The sequence below is a fragment of the Amycolatopsis eburnea genome (assembly GCF_003937945.1).
GTDB lineage: Bacteria > Actinomycetota > Actinomycetes > Mycobacteriales > Pseudonocardiaceae > Amycolatopsis > Amycolatopsis eburnea.
Window position 1 is genome coordinate 167,583 of record NZ_RSEC01000061.1, and the last position, 16,107, is coordinate 183,689.

Annotated in this window: 19 protein-coding genes; 17 read left to right on the forward strand and 2 right to left on the reverse strand. The window is 72.6% G+C overall.

Annotation, left to right across the window (positions count from 1 at the left end; genetic code table 11):
* The first annotated feature begins 154 nt into the window (after positions 1 to 154).
* From EIY87_RS40125 to EIY87_RS40180, 12 genes are all read left to right on the forward strand, one after another.
* The gene (locus tag EIY87_RS40125; RefSeq protein ID WP_125315194.1) at positions 155 to 769 is read left to right on the forward strand and encodes a malonic semialdehyde reductase; all 615 of its coding nucleotides are present in this window, start codon (positions 155 to 157) and stop codon (positions 767 to 769) included.
* 132 nt (positions 770 to 901) lie between these two features.
* Positions 902 to 2,929 (forward strand): threonine--tRNA ligase, encoded by a 2,028-nt coding sequence (gene thrS / locus EIY87_RS40130; RefSeq protein WP_125315195.1) that lies wholly within the window; start codon positions 902 to 904, stop codon positions 2,927 to 2,929.
* Entirely contained in the window at positions 2,926 to 3,468 is a 543-nt protein-coding gene (locus EIY87_RS40135) for an HIT family protein (protein WP_125315196.1), read from the forward strand. The genes thrS and EIY87_RS40135 overlap by 4 nt, the downstream gene beginning before the upstream one ends.
* 63 nt (positions 3,469 to 3,531) lie before the next feature.
* Entirely contained in the window at positions 3,532 to 4,041 is a 510-nt protein-coding gene (locus EIY87_RS40140) for a MarR family winged helix-turn-helix transcriptional regulator (protein WP_125315197.1), read from the forward strand.
* Positions 4,042 to 4,130: 89 nt separating this feature from the next.
* A complete protein-coding gene (pgsA, locus tag EIY87_RS40145) occupies positions 4,131 to 4,757 on the forward strand; it encodes a phosphatidylinositol phosphate synthase (protein WP_125315198.1) in 627 nt (208 codons plus the stop codon).
* On the forward strand, positions 4,754 to 5,671 hold the full coding sequence (locus EIY87_RS40150; protein ID WP_125315199.1) for a phosphatidylinositol mannoside acyltransferase: 918 nt from the start codon (positions 4,754 to 4,756) through the stop codon (positions 5,669 to 5,671). Before pgsA ends, EIY87_RS40150 begins: the two co-directional genes overlap by 4 nt.
* Before the next feature lie 18 nt (positions 5,672 to 5,689).
* Positions 5,690 to 6,835 carry a glycosyltransferase family 4 protein gene (locus EIY87_RS40155; RefSeq protein ID WP_125315573.1) on the forward strand — a complete coding sequence of 382 codons (1,146 nt, stop codon included), beginning with the start codon at positions 5,690 to 5,692 and terminating at the stop codon, positions 6,833 to 6,835.
* Positions 6,832 to 7,314 (forward strand): NUDIX hydrolase, encoded by a 483-nt coding sequence (locus tag EIY87_RS40160; protein ID WP_125315200.1) that lies wholly within the window; start codon positions 6,832 to 6,834, stop codon positions 7,312 to 7,314. The genes EIY87_RS40155 and EIY87_RS40160 overlap by 4 nt, the downstream gene beginning before the upstream one ends.
* 1 nt (position 7,315) lies before the next feature.
* Positions 7,316 to 7,585, forward strand: a complete 270-nt coding sequence (locus tag EIY87_RS40165) for a hypothetical protein (RefSeq protein ID WP_125315201.1) — start codon at positions 7,316 to 7,318, stop codon at positions 7,583 to 7,585.
* Positions 7,582 to 7,833, forward strand: coding sequence for a hypothetical protein (locus tag EIY87_RS40170; RefSeq protein ID WP_125315202.1), 252 nt, complete (start codon positions 7,582 to 7,584; stop codon positions 7,831 to 7,833). Before EIY87_RS40165 ends, EIY87_RS40170 begins: the two co-directional genes overlap by 4 nt.
* Positions 7,834 to 7,865: 32 nt before the next feature.
* Entirely contained in the window at positions 7,866 to 8,135 is a 270-nt protein-coding gene (locus EIY87_RS40175) for a hypothetical protein (protein WP_125315203.1), read from the forward strand.
* Positions 8,136 to 8,148: 13 nt separating this feature from the next.
* Positions 8,149 to 8,652, forward strand: coding sequence for an XdhC family protein (locus tag EIY87_RS40180; protein ID WP_125315204.1), 504 nt, complete (start codon positions 8,149 to 8,151; stop codon positions 8,650 to 8,652).
* A gap of 70 nt (positions 8,653 to 8,722) precedes the next feature.
* On the opposite strand, the gene EIY87_RS40185 is transcribed toward EIY87_RS40180, so the two are convergent.
* The gene (locus EIY87_RS40185) at positions 8,723 to 10,831 is read right to left on the reverse strand and encodes an elongation factor G-like protein EF-G2 (RefSeq protein WP_125315205.1); all 2,109 of its coding nucleotides are present in this window, start codon (positions 10,829 to 10,831) and stop codon (positions 8,723 to 8,725) included.
* A gap of 130 nt (positions 10,832 to 10,961) precedes the next feature.
* Between EIY87_RS40185 and EIY87_RS40190 the strand changes: the two genes are divergently transcribed.
* The 3 genes from EIY87_RS40190 (at position 10,962) to pdxS (ending at position 14,430) form a co-directional block, all read left to right on the forward strand.
* Positions 10,962 to 12,404 carry an FAD-binding oxidoreductase gene (locus EIY87_RS40190; RefSeq protein WP_125315206.1) on the forward strand — a complete coding sequence of 481 codons (1,443 nt, stop codon included), beginning with the start codon at positions 10,962 to 10,964 and terminating at the stop codon, positions 12,402 to 12,404.
* 31 nt (positions 12,405 to 12,435) lie between these two features.
* Entirely contained in the window at positions 12,436 to 13,419 is a 984-nt protein-coding gene (locus EIY87_RS40195) for a DUF5937 family protein (protein ID WP_125315207.1), read from the forward strand.
* 90 nt (positions 13,420 to 13,509) lie between these two features.
* The gene (gene pdxS, locus EIY87_RS40200; protein WP_191984442.1) at positions 13,510 to 14,430 is read left to right on the forward strand and encodes a pyridoxal 5'-phosphate synthase lyase subunit PdxS; all 921 of its coding nucleotides are present in this window, start codon (positions 13,510 to 13,512) and stop codon (positions 14,428 to 14,430) included.
* A 1-nt stretch (position 14,431) separates the two neighbouring features.
* Here pdxS and EIY87_RS40205 read toward each other — a convergent pair whose 3' ends face one another.
* The gene (locus EIY87_RS40205; RefSeq protein ID WP_163046677.1) at positions 14,432 to 14,995 is read right to left on the reverse strand and encodes a helix-turn-helix domain-containing protein; all 564 of its coding nucleotides are present in this window, start codon (positions 14,993 to 14,995) and stop codon (positions 14,432 to 14,434) included.
* A gap of 68 nt (positions 14,996 to 15,063) precedes the next feature.
* Between EIY87_RS40205 and EIY87_RS40210 the strand changes: the two genes are divergently transcribed.
* Complete coding sequence (locus EIY87_RS40210; RefSeq protein WP_148106224.1) at positions 15,064 to 15,756, forward strand: AzlC family ABC transporter permease; 693 nt, start codon at positions 15,064 to 15,066, stop codon at positions 15,754 to 15,756.
* Positions 15,756 to 16,076, forward strand: a complete 321-nt coding sequence (locus EIY87_RS40215) for an AzlD domain-containing protein (RefSeq protein ID WP_125315210.1) — start codon at positions 15,756 to 15,758, stop codon at positions 16,074 to 16,076. The genes EIY87_RS40210 and EIY87_RS40215 overlap by 1 nt, the downstream gene beginning before the upstream one ends.
* The last annotated feature ends 31 nt before the right edge of the window (positions 16,077 to 16,107 follow it).

Genomic DNA, 16,107 nt, shown 5'->3' on the forward strand with positions numbered 1-16,107 from the left:
CGTTGTAAAACCGGTGTGAGGCGATGCATCTTTCCCGACGAAAGTGACGCCGTGGTCCCGGGGTTGTGATCCACGCAACTGGTTGAACGCGAAATAGTTCAACGCTCAACCCAGTTGGACGGGGAGTACCGACCAACGGAAGGAACGCAGCCCCATGACCACCTTTGCCGAGCAGACCGAAGGCCTCCAGGTCCCCGCGGACGTCCAGAACCTCCTCTTCCGCGAGGCCCGCACGGCCAACAGTTTCAGCTCCGAGCCGGTGACCGAGGAGCAGGTCCGCGCGATCTACGACCTCGTCAAGTGGGCCCCGACGTCGATGAACACCCAGCCGCTGCGCGCGCTGGTGCTCCGGACCGCCGAGGCGAAGGCCCGCCTGCTGCCGCACCTGGCGCCGGGCAACCGGGACAAGACCGAAGCCGCGCCGCTGACCGTCGTGCTCGCCGCGGACGTCGACTTCCACGAGAACATCCCGCAGGTCTTCCCGCACGCCCCGCAGGTCAAGGACAACTTCGCCGACGAGCAGGGTCGCGTGGAGTTCTCCAAGCTGAACTCGCTGCTGCAGGTCGGTTACTTCATCATCGGCGTCCGCGCCGCCGGGCTGGCCGCCGGCCCGATGACCGGCTTCGACGCCCAGGGCGTCGACGACGAGTTCTTCGCCGACAAGAAGTGGCGCTCGCTCGTCATCGTCAACGTCGGCAAGCCGGGTGAGAACCCGTGGTTCGACCGCCTGCCGCGCCTCGACTTCGACCAGGTCGTCGAGACCCTCTGACGTCGGTGACGCGGGCCGCCTCCGGAACCGGGGGCGGCCCGTTCCGCGTTCCCGGACGCGCGTGAGGCGCGCACGGGCCGCCGACTAGCATCGACGGCGTCGTCTTTGTCACTCCAGCTTGAGGAGCCGATCGTGTCCCAGTCGCCCCCCGTTTCCCCCGTGGCCGCCTCCCGTGTGGTGGTACCGGCGGGCACTACGGCGGGCGCGGCGGTCCGCGAAGCCGGCCTGCCGACCAAGGGCGAGGACACGATCGTCGTAGTGCGCGACGCCGACGGGAAGCTGCGCGACCTCGCCTGGGCGCCCGAGGCGGACGCCGAGGTCGAGCCGGTCGCCGCGAACACCGAGGACGGGCGCAGCGTCATCCGCCATTCGGCGGCCCACGTGCTCGCCCAAGCCGTCCAGCAGCAGTTCCCGGAAGCCAAGCTCGGCATCGGCCCGCCGGTGAAGGACGGCTTCTACTACGACTTCGCCGTTGACACCCCGTTCACCCCGGAGGACCTGCAGGCGCTCGAAAAGCGCATGAAGCAGATCGTGAAGGGCGCCCAGCAGTTCTCCCGGCGCGTTTTCGACTCCGTCGACGAGGCCAAGAAGGAACTGGCGGACGAGCCGTTCAAGCTCGAGCTCGTCGACCTCAAGTCCGAAGTGGACACCGCCGAGGTGATGGAGGTGGGCGAGGGCGAGCTCACCATCTACGACAACCTCGACCCGCGCACCAAGGAACGTGTCTGGAGTGACCTCTGCCGCGGCCCGCACGTGCCGACGACGAAGTTCATCCCCGCGTTCAAGCTGACCCGCGTCGCGGCGGCGTACTGGCGGGGGAGCGAGAAGTACCCGCAGCTGCAGCGCATCTACGGCACCGCGTGGGAGTCCACCGAGGCGCAGGACGCCCACCTCGAGCGCATCGCCGAGGCCGAGCGCCGCGACCACCGCAAGCTCGGCGCCGAGCTGGACCTGTTCTCCTTCCCCGAGGAGATCGGCTCCGGCCTGCCGGTGTTCCACCCGAAGGGCGGCATCATCCGCCGCGAGCTGGAGAACTACTCGCGCCGCCGCCACGAAGAGGCCGGCTACGAGTTCGTGAACACCCCGCACATCAGCAAGGGCGAGCTGTTCCACACCTCCGGCCACCTGCCGTACTACGCGGACACGATGTTCCCGCCGGTGCAGTTCGACGAGGAGAACTACTACCTCAAGGCCATGAACTGCCCGATGCACAACCTGATCTTCCGCTCGCGCGGGCGGTCCTACCGCGAGCTGCCGCTGCGGCTGTTCGAGTTCGGCACGGTGTACCGCTACGAGAAGTCGGGCGTGGTGCACGGCCTGACCCGCGTGCGCGGGCTGACGATGGACGACTCGCACATCTACTGCACCAAGGAGCAGATGCCGGGCGAGCTCAAGTCGCTGCTCAAGTTCGTCCTCGACCTGCTCGCCGACTACGGCCTCTCCGACTTCTACCTCGAGCTGTCCACCCGCGGGGACTCCGACAAGTTCATCGGCGAGGACTGGGAGTGGGAGGAGGCCACCGAGACGCTGCGGCAGGCCGCGATCGACTCCGGCCTCGAACTGGTCCCGGACCCGGGCGGCGCCGCGTTCTACGGCCCCAAGATCTCGGTCCAGGCCAAGGACGCCATCGGCCGCACCTGGCAGATGTCGACCATCCAGCTGGACTTCAACCAGAACAAGCGGTTCGAGCTCGAGTACACCGCGCCGGACGGCTCGCGCCAGCGGCCGGTGATGATCCACCGCGCGCTGTTCGGCTCGATCGAGCGGTTCTTCGGCGTGCTGACCGAGCACTACGCGGGCGCGTTCCCGGCGTGGCTCGCGCCGGTGCAGGTGGTCGGCATCCCGATCACCGCTGATCAGGTCGAGCACCTGCAGGCCATCGAGAAGGCGTTGCGCGCCAAGGGCATCCGCGCCGAGGTCGACGCGAGCGACGACCGGATGCAGAAGAAGATCCGGACGCACACCACGCAGAAGGTGCCGTTCATGCTGCTGGCCGGCGCGAAGGACGTCGAGGCGGGCGCGGTGTCGTTCCGCTTCCGCGACGGCGGCCAGATCAACGGCGTGCCGGTCGACAAGGCGGTGGCCGCGATCGCGGAGTGGGTCGAGCGCCGCGAGAACGCGTCGCCGTCGGCCGAGGCGCTGGAGACGGTCGTTCGGTGAGTGAGGGTCCCGAGCTCGTCGAGCAGCAGGGCGTCGGGGTCCAGGACGCGTTCCAGCGCCTCTGGACCCCGCACCGGATGGCCTACATCAAGGGCCAGGACAAGCCGGACGGCGACGGCGACACCGGCTGCCCGTTCTGCCGCATCCCTTCCCTGGACGACAAAACGGGGCTGATCGTCGCGCGCGGCGAGACCGTGTTCGCGGTGCTGAACCTCTACCCGTACAACCCCGGGCACCTGATGGTGGTGCCGTACCGGCACGTCGCGGACTACACCGAGCTGACGGTAGAGGAGACGCGCGAGGTCGCCGAGTTCACCCAGCACGCGATGAAGGTGATCCGCGCGGTGTCGGGCGCGCACGGGTTCAACATCGGCCTGAACCAGGGCGTGATCGCGGGCGCGGGCATCGCGGCGCACCTGCACCAGCACCTGGTGCCGCGGTGGGGCGGGGACGCGAACTTCATGCCGGTGATCGGGCAGACGAAGGTGCTCCCGCAATTGCTGGGCGAAACGCGGGACCTGCTCGCCGACGCGTGGTGAGCGTCAATTCAGCGCGTCCGGAAAAACCCTTATTGAGTGTTCAACCGAGGGTATGCTGGGGGTATGTCCGAAACCCGATGGCTCAGCGACGACGAGCAGCGCGTCTGGCGTGAGTTCAACGCGGCCACCCGCATGCTCAGCGCGCACCTCGAGGGCCAGCTGCAGCACGACTCGGGCATGCCGCACACCTACTACGAAGTCCTCGTCTCCCTCTCCGAGGCGCCGGGCCGGCGGTTGCGGATGAGCGAGCTCGCCGACGCCCGCCAGGCGTCGCGCAGCCGGCTCTCGCACGCCGTCGCGCGGCTGGAGGCCAACGGCTGGGTGCGCCGGGAAGCCTGCCCGACCGACAAGCGCGGCGCGTGGGCCGTCCTCACCGACGCCGGCTTCGCCGCGCTCGAAGCGGCCGCGCCCGGGCACGTCGAGGCCGTCCGCGAGAGCCTCTTCGACCCGCTGACGCCGGAGCAGGTCGTCGCGCTCGGGGAGATCAGCGCCGCGATCCGGCAGCGCCTCTCGCCGAAGTGCGCCGCCGCGCAGGCCGCCGAAGAGGCGCGCGAGCTCTCGAAATCGGGCTGAGCCGGGGCGGCGCGTCGGGTTCGCCGAGCCGGGTGGATAGGCTGCATTCGCCCACCCGACCCTCGTAGCCAGGTGCCTCTGACGAACCGATGCTCAATATCTTCGCGCGTGCCTCCGTTTCCCGCGTCACCGATCCGATCGGCCAGGCGCTGGTCCGCGTCGGGCTGACCCCGAACGCGATGACCGTGCTCGGCACCGCCGGCGCCGTCGCCTGCGCCCTGGCCTTCTTCCCGAACGGCTACCTGCTCTGGGGCACCTTCACGGTGTGGGGCTTCGCCATGCTCGACCTGCTCGACGGCGCCATGGCCCGGGCCCGCGGCTACGGCACCCCGTTCGGTGCCGTGCTCGACGCGACCTGCGACCGGCTGGTCGACGGCGCGTTGTTCGCCGCCATCGCCTGGTGGTGCTTCGTCGTCGACGACAACCACCCGGCCGCCGCCGCCGCGCTGCTGTGCCTGGTGCTCGCCCAGGTCATCTCCTACGTCAAGGCCCGCGCCGACGCCTCCGGCCTGCCGGTGGACGGCGGGCTCGTCGAACGCGCCGAGCGCCTGATCATCGCCCTGGTCGGCACCGGCCTGCACGGCTTCGGCATCCCGTACACCGTGGACGTGACGCTCTGGCTGCTGGCCGTGCTGTCGGTCATCACCCTGCTCCAGCGCTTCGCCGCGGTCGCGAAGGCGGCTCGTGAAGCCGCTCCGGGGGAGCAGCCGGCATGACCAGGCTGTCGGAGCGGTTGAGCGCCTTCGGCTACGCGGCCGGGTGGCGGCTGGCCGGCTGGCTGCCCGCCGGGTTCGGCAGCACGGTCTTCTCCCTCGGCGCCGACCTCGCCGTCAAGCGCGACGGCGGGGGCGTGCGGCAGCTGCGCGCCAACCTCGCCCGCGTCGTCCCGCAGGCCGACCCGGTCGAGCTCGACGAGCTGACCCGGCGCGCGATGCGCTCGTACGCCCGGTACTGGCACGAGACGTTCCGGCTGCCGTCGATGGACCAGAAGGACGTCAGCGGCAAGGTCGCGGCCTCCATCACCGGCGTCGAGAACCTCGACGCCGCGCTCGCCGAGGGCAACGGCGCGGTGATGGCGCTGCCGCACAGCGGCAACTGGGACATCGCCGGCGTCTGGCTGGCCGACTACCTCGGCGGGTTCACGACCGTCGCCGAACGCCTCAAGCCCGAGTCGCTCTACCGCCGGTTCGTGGAGTACCGCGAGTCGCTCGGCTTCGAGATCGTGCCGCTGACCGGCGACAGCTCGGCGATGCGCGTGCTGCTGAAGCGGCTGCGCGAGAACAAGGCCGTGTGCCTGGTCGGCGACCGCGACCTGACGACCAGCGGCATCCCGGTCAAGTTCTTCGGCGAGCAGGCCCGTTTCCCGGGTGGCCCGGCCCGGCTGGCCGCCACGACCGGCGCGGCGCTGATCCCGGCCGGCTGCTGGTTCACCGAGGACGGCTGGCAGATCCGGCTGCACCCGCGCATCCGCGTCACCGCCCGCGCCGAGGTCCCGGCCGCCACCCAGGCACTGGCCGACATCTTCGCCGGCGACATCGCCGCGCACCCGGCCGACTGGCACATGCTGCAGAAGTTCTGGCCGGCCGACCTCGAGGCGGGCGACCGGGTCAGCCTCGAAGAAGCGAGCTGAGGCGTGGCCGCGCGCCCGATGCGGATCGGGATCGTCTGCCCCTACTCGTTCGACGTGCCCGGCGGGGTCCAGGGCCACGTGATCGACCTGACGAAGGCGCTGCTCGCCCGCGGGCACCGGGTCTCGGTGCTCGCCCCCGCCGACGACGACGCCGACCTGCCGGAGTTCGTCCACCCGGCCGGGAAGGCGCTCGGGATCCCCTACAACGGCTCGGTCGCGCGGCTGCAGTTCGGGCCGGTGTCCTACGCGCGGGTGCGGCGCTGGATCCGCGAGGGCGACTTCGACGTCCTGCACCTGCACGAGCCCGCCGCGCCGAGCCTGTCGCTGCTGGCGCTGCTGATCGCCGACGGCCCGATCGTGGCGACGTTCCACACCGCGACCACGCGCTCGCGCACGCTGTCGGCCTTCCAGCCGGTGCTGCGGCCGCTGCTGGAGAAGATCACGGCGCGGATCGCGGTGTCGGCGCTGGCCCGCCGGGTCCAGGTCGAGCACGCGGGCGGCGACGCCGTGGAGATCCCGAACGGCGTCGACGTCGAGTTCTTCTCCTCGGCGACGCCGCTGCCGGGCTACCCGCGGGCCGGCGGCACGGTCGGGTTCGTGGGCCGCTTCGGCGAGCCGCGCAAGGGGATGGGCGTGCTGCTGGAGGCGTTGCGCCGGATCCTGCCGGAGTTCGAGGACCTGCGGCTGGTCGTGGTCGGTCGCGGGGACGCCGAGCAGCTGCGCCGCGACGCCGGGCCGGAGCTGGCGCCCCACCTGGAGCTGCTCGGCCAGGCGGACGACGTCGTCAAGGCCCGGGCGCTGCGCAGCGTCGACGTCTACTGCGCGCCGAACACCGGCGGCGAGAGCTTCGGGATGATCCTGACCGAGGCGATGGCGGCGGGTACGGCGGTGCTGGCCAGCGATCTCGACTCGTTCCGGCGGGTGCTCGACGACGGCCACGCCGGGATGCTGACCGTGACCGGCGACCCCGAGGCGCTCGCGGACGGGCTGCGCGAACTGCTCGGCGACCCGGCCCGCCGGGCGTCGCTGGCCGCGGCGGCGGGCGAGCGGGTCACGATGTTCGACTGGTCGGTCGTGGCGACGCAGGTGCTGCGCGTCTACGAGACGGCGGTGGCCGCCGACCCGCGGCGCGTCGCGGCGCCGGAACGGGAGCTCACCCGGTGACGGTGCTCGAGTGGCTGCTGCCGCTGCTGGCGCTGGTCGTGGTGGCCGGCGGGCTGTTCCTGGTGGCGACGGCGAACCGGCTCGACCGGCTGCACGTCCGGATGGACGCGGGCTGGGCCGCGCTCGACGCCGCGCTGGCCCGGCGGGCCGTCGTGGCGCGCGCGGTCGCGGTGGTGCTGGGCGACACCGGGCTGCGGACGGCGGCCGAACGCGCCGAAGCGGCTCCGCGCGCCGACCGCGAGGCCGAGGAGAACGAGCTGACGCTGCACCTGAGCCGCGTCGACCGGGCCGGGCTGCCCGCCGAGCTGGCCGAGGAGCTCACCGACGCCGAGCACCGGGTGGTGATCGCCCGCCGCGTCCACAACGACGCCGTCCGCGACACGCTGCGGCTGCGGCGGCGGCGCAAGGTCCGGTACTTCAAGCTGGCGGGCACGGCCCCGCTGCCGGAGTACTTCGAGTTCGCCGAGCCGGAGGTCTGACATGTGGTGGGTGGTCGTCGAAGAACAGCGCGGCGGCGGGGACGCGCGCGCCTGGAACGTCACCAAGACGAAGCCGGCGGGCGGCGACCGCGCCCACGCCGACGAGGTGGCGCGCCGGCTGGCGTTCGAGCACGAGCCGGTGCACCCGTCGGGGGTCAAGGAGCGGAAGGTGCTGCGGGTCGGTGACGGCTACCTGGTGATCGCGACCGGGCGCACCCAGACGTTCCACTTCCGCGTGACGCTCGGCGAGACCGTGACGGCACCCGAATGAGCTGGTGGGTGGTCGTCGAGGAGCAGCGCGGCTCGGAACGGAACTGGTCGCTGTCCGAGCAGTTTTCCTTCGCGGACCGGGAGACCGCGGAGACCGAGGCGCTGCGGCTGGCCCGGGAGTACGAGCCGGCCTACCCGTGGTCGCCGAAGTCGCGGAAGGTCCTGCGCGGTGACGGCGGCTACCTGGTGGTCGTCGAGGGCCGGACGTCGACGTTCCACTTCCGGCTGAGCGTGCTCGAAGAGCTCTGAAACCACGCCGGGCCTCGCCGCGTCGGAGCGGCATGGGTTCGACGTGGTGGGTGGTCATCGAAGAGCAGGGCGGCATGGGCGACGGCCGGGGCTGGGGCGTCGCCGACGCGGCGGGGTACGCCGACCGCGACACCGCGTTCGGCGAGGCGTACCTGCTGGCGAAGCAGCACCGGCCGCCACGGCCGTCGTCGCCGCAGAAGCGGGTCTTGCTGCGCGTGACCGACGGGTACCTGGTGCTCGTGAGGGGCAAGACGGACGTGTGGCAGTTCCGTGTGACGGTGGGCGAAGAGGGCGGCGGCTGACAGACTGGGCGGCATGAGCGAGACCTGCGACGTCGCCCACGGCGAGGCGGAAGCGGACCCCGGTGTGCGGACCCTGGTGGCGGTGTTCGCGTCGCCGGTCGCGCGGCACCTGCTGACGTTCGCGCGGGAGCTGGGCTACCACGTCGCGCTGTACGAGCCCGACCCCGCGCGGGCGACCGACGGGCCCGAGGGTGTCGACGCCGCCACGACGCTGCCGCCGCTCGACGCGTCGGCGGACGTCGTCGTCACCGACCACCACCGGCCGGAGCTGGGGGAGGTGCTCAAGGCCGCGCTCGGCGGGAACCCGCGCTGGATCGGCGTGCTCGGCAACCCGCGGCACCCCGGCCCGCACGTGGCCGCGTTGCAAGGGCTGGGTGTGGCCGAGTCCGACATCGCCCGGGTGCACCGGCCGGTCGGGCTGAACATCGGCTCGCGCACGCCGCCGGAGATCGCCATCGCGACGCTCGCCGGCCTGCTGGCCGACCGCAACGGCCGCCCCGGCGGCTTCGACTTCTGACGTGGTCCAGTGGTCGTGAGTGTTCAGGGCGGTTAGAACCGCCTTGAACACTCACGACCGGCCACGGCGTTCAGTGGACCGCCATCCCTTCCGGCATCGGCTCGAAGCGGGCGTGGCGGCGGGTGAACGTCGCCGTGCCCGAGGTCATCGAGCGCAGGTCGATCAGGTACCGCACCAGTTCCGTCGCCGGGACCTCCGCCCGGATCACCGTCCGGCCGCCGTCGCCGGCCTCGGTGCCCAGCACCCGGCCGCGCCGGGACGACAGGTCGCCCAGCACCGTGCCGAGGTGCTCGTCCGGCAGCCGGATCGCCACCTCCTCCAAGGGCTCGAGCATCGTGATGTGCCCGTTCGCCGCGGCCTCCCGCAGCGCCAGCGCGCCGGCCGTCTGGAACGCCGCGTCCGAGGAGTCGACGCTGTGCGCCTTCCCGTCGACCAGCGTCACCTTGACGTCGACCACCGGATGCCCGTCGGCCAGCCCGCGCGCCAGCTGGGCCCGCACGCCCTTCTCGACGCTCGGGATGAACTGGTGCGGCACCGAACCACCGACGACCTTGTCGACGAACTGGAACCCGGCGCCGCGCGGGAGCGGCTCGACCTCGATGTCGCACACGGCGAACTGGCCGTGCCCGCCGGACTGCTTGACGTGCCGCCCGTGTCCCTTCGCCGGCTTGCTGAACGTCGAGCGCAGGCTGATCTTCACCGGTTCGGTGTCGACGTCGGCGCCGCCCGCCCGCAGCCGCGAGAGCACGACGTCGGCATGGGCCTCGCCCATGCACCACAGCACCAGCTGACCGGTCTCGGCGTTGCGGTCCAGCCGCAGCGTCGGGTCGCCCGCGACCAGGCGGGAGAGGTTGCGGGCGAGGGTGTCCTCGTCGCTGCGGGTCTTCGCGACCACCGCGACCGGCAGCAGCGGCTCCGGCATCGCCCACGGCTCCATCAGCAGCGGGTCGTCGGGCGAGGAGACGGTGTCGCCGGTTTCCGCCGAGCCGACCTTGGTCAGTGCGCACAGGTCGCCCGCGACGCAGTACGGCACTTCCCGCAGGTTCGCGCCGAGCGGGGAGTAGAGGTGCGCGACGCGCTCGTCGGCGTCGTGGTCCTCGTGGCCGCGTTCGGCGAGACCGTGCCCGGACACGTGCACCGGCCGCTCGGGGCGCAGCGTCCCGGAAAACACCCGGACCAGTGACACCCGGCCGACGTAGGAGTCGACCGCCGTCCGGACGACCTCCGCGGCGAGGGGGCCCGCGGGGTCGGCGGTGATGGCGGCGTGCGTCCCGCCGTCCGGCGTGGTGACCTCGGGCGGCTGGTGCTCCAGCGGCGAGGGGAACGCGCGGACGATCCCGTCGAGCACCTCGGTCAGGCCGATGCCGCTGGTCGAGCACACGGGGATGACCGGGTGGAACGACCCGCGCGCGACGGCGGTCTCCAGGTCGGAGATGAGGGTGTCCTCGGCGATCTCCTCCCCGGCGAGGTACCGGTCCATCAGCGACTCGTCTTCGCTCTCGGCGATGATCCCTTCGATCAGCTCGTTGCGGGCCTCGGCCATCCGTTCGAGCTCCGCCGGGTCGGGTTCGCCGATCTTCGCCGGGAGCCCGCCGGAGTAGTCGAAGTACCGCTGGGTGATCAGCCCGACCAGGCCGTCGCCCGCGGGCAGGTACAGCGGCAGCACCCCGGCGCCGAACGCGGCCTGACAGGCGGCGATTTCGGCCATCGCGTCGGCCCGGTGGTGGTCGAGCCGGGAGACGACGACCGCGCGCGGCATGCCGACCGCGGCGCACTCCTCCCACACCGCGACCGTCGCCGCGTCCACCCCCTCGGCGGCGCAGACGACGAACAGCGCCGCGTCGGCCGCGCGCAGCCCGGCCCGCAGTTCCCCGACGAAGTCCGCGTACCCCGGCGTGTCGATCAGGTTGATCTTGTGGCCCTGGTGCAGCACCGGCGCGACCGAGAGGCCGACCGAGCGCTGCTGGCGGACCGCCGCGGGGTCGTGGTCGCACACCGTGGTCCCGTCGACGACCGAGCCCGCGCGCGGCACCGTGCCGGAGGCGGCGAGGAGGGCCTCGGTGAGGGTGGTCTTCCCCGAACCGGACGGGCCGACGAGCACGACGTTGCGCACTTTCGCGGGGTCGTCCACAGCGACGGCGGCCCCGGTGTCGGCGTTCTTGGCTTGTTTGTCTGCCATGACGACTCCTCGGCGAACGGCTGGTGTACGGGATGTGTCCTCGATCACACACCCGCTACCCTGGTCACGGCAAGGCAGGGCCCCCGGGACCAGCCGAATGCCCGGGGGGACGCGGGGCAGGGGGAGTGACGTGGACAGGCGGACTTTCTTGCGGGTTTCCGGAGCGGTGCCGGTGGCGGGACTGGCGGGGTGGCCGCCGCCGGACGACTGGGAGCGGCTGCGCAAGCGGCTCTCGGGTCCGTTGTTCCGGCCGGGCGACCCCGGCTACCCGGAGGCCAAGCAGGGTTTCTTCACGATGTACGACGACCGGGTGCCGGCCGCCGTGGTCGGCGCCGCGCGCGTCGAAGACGTCCAAGCGGCCGTCGGCTTCGCGGCCCGGCACGGGTTGCCGGTCGCCGCGCGCAGCGGCGGCCACAGCTACCCCGGCTATTCCACAGTGGACGGCGGGATCGTCGTGGACCTGAGCCGCTTTTCGGGCGTCGAAGCGCGTCCGGACGGCCGCGCGGTGATCGGCGCCGGAGCCCGGCTGGGGCCGATCGCCACGACGCTCGCCGCGGCCGGGCGGGTGCTCCCGGCGGGCAGCTGCGACACGGTCGGCATCGCCGGGCTGGCCCTCGGTGGCGGCGTCGGCCTGGTCGACCGCAAGCACGGGCTGACGTGCGACCACCTGGAGGCCGCGCGGATCGTCACCGCCGACGGCCGGGTGCGCACGGTGTCCCGCGCGGCGGACCCGGACCTGTTCTGGGCGCTGCGCGGCGGGGGCGGCGGCAACTTCGGGATCGTCACCGGGTTCACCTTCCGGACCGTGCCGATCGCCGACGTCGCCACCTTCAAGCTCACCTTCCCGGACGGCGCACAGGCCGCGTTGTTCGCCGCCTGGCAGGAGTGGCTGCCCGCGCAGCCGGACGAGCTGTGGTGCGGGGTGAACATCGACGCGGTCACCGCCGTGGCCAGCGGGACCTTCCTCGGCAGCGAAGCCCGGCTGAAGGAGCTGCTCGACGACCTGGTCCGCCGGGTCGGCACGGCACCCGCCGAGCGGGGCGCGCGGGTGCTGGACCACCTGAGCGCGATGCGGGCGTTCGACGAGCCGGAGTCCCGGCCGGGGGCGGTCGCGGCGCGGGCGGCGTACGTCGGGACCTCGCGGATGCTGCTGCGGGCCGCCCCCGACCCGGCCGCCGTGGTCGAGGTGCTCGTCCGCGATCCGGCCGTGGGCACGCTCATCGACTCCGCCGGCGGCGCGATCGCCCGCGTCGGCGCCCGCGAGACGGCGTTCCCGCACCGCTCCGCGCTCGCGAGCTTCCAGTTCCTGCACGGCGCCGAGCCGGCGAACGGCGGCGAGGCGGGGGCGCGGCGCGCGCTGGCGGCGGTGCGCGACGGGCTGGGCCCGGAGTTCGGCACCACCGGGTACGTCAACTACCTCGACCCGGAAATGCCGGACTGGGCCGAGGCGTACTACGGGGTGAACCTGCCGCGGCTGCGCGCGATCGCCCGGAAGTACGACCCGCGAGGAATTTTCGCTTTCCCGCAAGGGCTTTCCGAGCCCCGCTCGACTGTCCATATCGGAGAGACGTAAGCTCCGCGGCACGTCGGCAGAGAGGCAGCGCGTGCTCGACCTGGCATTCTCCACAGAGGACCTGGCGCACACCCGGTTCGCGTTCTCCCCGGCGTGGGAGATCGTCGCGAGCGTCCGCGTCCTCAACCAGCCGGGCGCGCACGCGCTGCACCTGCCGTGGGTCAAGCGCGCCACCGCGGCGCTCGACGCGGCCGGCCTGGACATCGGGCTGCTGCGCGACCTCGTCCCGCTGCGGCACCTGCCCGGTTTCCTGGCCGGCACGCCGGCGTCACCCCTGCCCGAGCTGACCGACGAGCTCGCCGACCTGCGCGACGTCCCCGCCCGCGTCGTCCGGCGCGAGCTGGACGCGATGACCGGGCCGCGGTCGCCGGCGTTGAACCGCTTCTACCGCGATCCCGAGGCGGGCCTCGAGCGGCTCGCGGCGGTGATGGAGCGGTACTGGGACCTCGTGCTGGCGCCCGACTGGCCGCGGATCCGGGCACTGCTCGAAGCCGACGTGCTGCACCGGTCGCGGCTGCTCGCCCAGGGCGGGGCGGCTGAGCTGTTCAACGACCTCACCCCGCTGGTCCGCTGGGAGGGCGGCACGCTCACGGTGGCGCACCGGCACTTGCACGCCGCGGTGCCGCTCGACGGGCGCGGTCTGGTGCTCGTGCCGTCGGCGTTCGTCTGGCCGCGGGTGTTCTCCAAGACCGACCCGCGCTGGCAGCCGGTGCTGCGCTACCCGCCGCGCGGGATCGCGACGCTGTGGGAGACCGGCACGGCCACCGCGCCCGGCGCGCTGGCCGGGGTCGTGGGCCGCGGCCGCGCGATGCTGCTGACCGAGCTCGCCGCGCCGGCGTCCACCGCGGAGCTGGCCCGCCGGACCGGCCTGAGCGCCGGGGCGGTGTCGCAGCACCTCGGCGCGCTCAAGGCAGCGGGCCTGGTCAGCGGCCACCGTGCCGGACGTCACGTGCTCTACGCACGCACCCGGGCCGCGGAAGTCCTGGTCGGCGGCGTGCCGGAAGTGGACTGCTGAGATAGCCGCGCACTGGCCTGCTTGAAGGGTCCACCGCCGACCTACCCTCGGATTCGTCACCCCCTGTTCTCCTTGTGGAAAGGCCCCGTCGTGTCCGAGCAGCAGACCACCCCCAGTGGCACCGTCCAGTCCGTCACCGGCACCGCCAAGGTGAAGCGCGGCATGGCCGAGATGCTCAAGGGCGGCGTGATCATGGACGTGGTCACCGCCGACCAGGCCAAGATCGCCGAAGACGCCGGCGCGGTCGCGGTCATGGCGCTCGAGCGCGTGCCCGCCGACATCCGCGCCCAGGGCGGCGTCGCCCGGATGAGCGACCCGGACCTGATCGACGGCATCATCGAGGCCGTTTCGATCCCGGTCATGGCGAAGGCCCGCATCGGCCACTTCGTCGAGGCGCAGGTCCTGCAGTCCCTCGGCGTCGACTACATCGACGAGTCCGAGGTGCTCACCCCGGCCGACTACGCCAACCACATCGACAAGTGGGCCTTCACGGTCCCCTTCGTCTGCGGCGCGACCAACCTCGGCGAGGCGCTGCGCCGGATCACCGAGGGCGCGGCGATGATCCGCTCCAAGGGTGAGGCCGGCACCGGCGACGTCTCCAACGCGACCACGCACATGCGCCAGATCCGCCAGGAGATCCGGCGGCTCACGTCGCTGCCGGAGGACGAGCTGTTCGTCGCGGCGAAGGAGCTGCAGGCGCCGTACGAGCTGGTCCGCGAGGTGGCGGCCAACGGCAAGCTCCCCGTGGTGCTGTTCACGGCGGGCGGCATCGCGACCCCGGCCGACGCGGCGATGATGATGCAGCTCGGCGCCGAGGGCGTGTTCGTCGGTTCCGGCATCTTCAAGTCCGGCAACCCGGCCCAGCGCGCCGAGGCGATCGTCAAGGCCACGACGTTCTACGACGACCCGGACGTGCTGGCGAAGGTCTCGCGCGGGCTGGGTGAGGCGATGGTGGGCATCAACGTGGAGGAGCTGCCGGAGCCGCACCGCCTCGCCGAGCGCGGCTGGTGACTCACACGTACTCCGAAATCTCCACGCCGTACGTCCCCGGCTCCAGGGCCTCGAAGATGTGCGGCACGTCCCCCGGGTAGGAGATGTAGTCCCCGGGCAGGAGCTCCTCCGGCTCGTCCAGGACGCCGACGCGCGCCCGGCCCGCGCAGAGCACGATGTGCTCGACCACCCCGGTCATGTGCGGGTCGGAGCGCCGCGGCGTGCCCGGTTCGCCGCGGACGACGTAGATGTCGCGGCGGGCGCCGGTGGGGCAGGCCGAGAGCAGCGTGCACGCGTAGTCGGCGTGCTCGGCGAACACCGTCGGGCCCTTGCCCGCGCGGACCACGCGCACCTTCGGCCGTTCCGGCTCGACCAGCCGGGAGAACGGGACGTCCAGCGCGACGCCGAGGGCCCACAGCGTCTCGACGCTGGGGTTGCCGGTGCCGGATTCGAGCTGCGACAGCGTCGACTTCGCGAGGCCGGCGCGCTTCGCGACCTCGGTCAGGGACAGGCCGGCGCGGGTGCGCTCCCGGCGCAGGGACGCGGCGATGATGTCGAGGGGCGCGCCCGTGGGTGCTGGTGCCATTCCGTTCGCTCCATCGGTCTGTCTGTTCATCTTGACGAACACCGGGCCGGGCGTTCATTGTAGAACACATGCGTTCGATATGGCGAACACTCGATCGGGGCCTCGCCCGGGACATCGGCCTCGTCTGCGTCGCCGATTGTCTCGTGGGGGTTTCCTACGGTGCCATCGCGGTGAGTTCGGGCTTCCCGCTGTGGCTGCCGATGCTGATGTCGCTGCTGGTGTTCGCCGGCGCGTCCCAGTTCATGTTCATCGGGATCGTGGCGGCCGGCGGCAACCCGTTCGCCGCCGTGCTGGCCGGGCTGCTGGCCAACGCGCGGCACCTGCCGTTCGGCTTCGCGATCGGGGACGTCCTGGGCAAGCGGTGGCCCGGCCGGCTCGCGGGCAGCCACCTGATGATCGACGAATCCGTCGCGTTCGCGCTGGCCCAGCGCGAGGCGCACCAGCGCCGGGCGGCGTACTGGGCGTGCGGGATCGGCCTGTTCGCCTGCTGGAACCTCGGCGTGGTCGCGGGCGCGTTCGCGGGCACGGCGATCAGCGACACCGACGTCTTCGGCCTGGACGCGGCGTTCCCGGCCGTGCTCCTGGCGCTGGTCCTGCCGGCGCTGCGCGACCGGGCGGCGCGGCTGCCGGTGCTGGCCGGGGTGGTGGTCGCGCTGGTCGCGACGCCGTTCCTGCCCGCCGGGCTGCCGGTGCTGCTGGCGCTGGCCGGGGTCGCCGTGGGCCTCGCGGCCAAGGAGCCCGAACTGCAGGAGGCGCGCTGATGGACGGGGTCGAGCTCCTGGTCGGCACGGCGGTGCTGGCGCTGGGGACGTTCGCGCTCCGCTTCGCCGGGCCGGTCCTGCGCACTCGGGTGAAGCTGTCACCGAAGGCCGAGCGGCTGATGGCGCTGGCGGCGGTCGTGCCGCTGGCGGCGCTGGTCGCGGTCAGCGCGCTGACCGAGGGACACGGGTTCGCGGGCTTCGCGCGGCCGGCCGGGGTGCTGGTGGCGGGCGTGCTGGCGTGGCGGAAGGCGCCGTTCGTGCTGGTGGTCGTCGCGGCCGCGGCGACGGCGGCACTGCTGCGGCTGGCCGGCGTCCCCTGATGCGCGCCTCCCCGAGCGCCCCAAGGCGGCC

Coding starts and splice junctions, on each gene's coding strand:
- EIY87_RS40125 (WP_125315194.1), top strand. CDS start 155: ATGACCACCTTTGCCGAGCAGACCGAAGGCCTCCAGGTCCCCGCGGAC.
- EIY87_RS40140 (WP_125315197.1), top strand. CDS start 3,532: ATGTCCGAAACCCGATGGCTCAGCGACGACGAGCAGCGCGTCTGGCGT.
- pgsA (WP_125315198.1), top strand. CDS start 4,131: ATGCTCAATATCTTCGCGCGTGCCTCCGTTTCCCGCGTCACCGATCCG.
- EIY87_RS40150 (WP_125315199.1), top strand. CDS start 4,754: ATGACCAGGCTGTCGGAGCGGTTGAGCGCCTTCGGCTACGCGGCCGGG.
- EIY87_RS40155 (WP_125315573.1), top strand. CDS start 5,690: ATGCGGATCGGGATCGTCTGCCCCTACTCGTTCGACGTGCCCGGCGGG.
- EIY87_RS40165 (WP_125315201.1), top strand. CDS start 7,316: ATGTGGTGGGTGGTCGTCGAAGAACAGCGCGGCGGCGGGGACGCGCGC.
- EIY87_RS40170 (WP_125315202.1), top strand. CDS start 7,582: ATGAGCTGGTGGGTGGTCGTCGAGGAGCAGCGCGGCTCGGAACGGAAC.
- EIY87_RS40175 (WP_125315203.1), top strand. CDS start 7,866: ATGGGTTCGACGTGGTGGGTGGTCATCGAAGAGCAGGGCGGCATGGGC.
- EIY87_RS40180 (WP_125315204.1), top strand. CDS start 8,149: ATGAGCGAGACCTGCGACGTCGCCCACGGCGAGGCGGAAGCGGACCCC.
- EIY87_RS40185 (WP_125315205.1), bottom strand. CDS start 10,831: ATGGCAGACAAACAAGCCAAGAACGCCGACACCGGGGCCGCCGTCGCT.
- EIY87_RS40205 (WP_163046677.1), bottom strand. CDS start 14,995: ATGGCACCAGCACCCACGGGCGCGCCCCTCGACATCATCGCCGCGTCC.
- EIY87_RS40210 (WP_148106224.1), top strand. CDS start 15,064: ATGCGTTCGATATGGCGAACACTCGATCGGGGCCTCGCCCGGGACATC.
- EIY87_RS40215 (WP_125315210.1), top strand. CDS start 15,756: ATGGACGGGGTCGAGCTCCTGGTCGGCACGGCGGTGCTGGCGCTGGGG.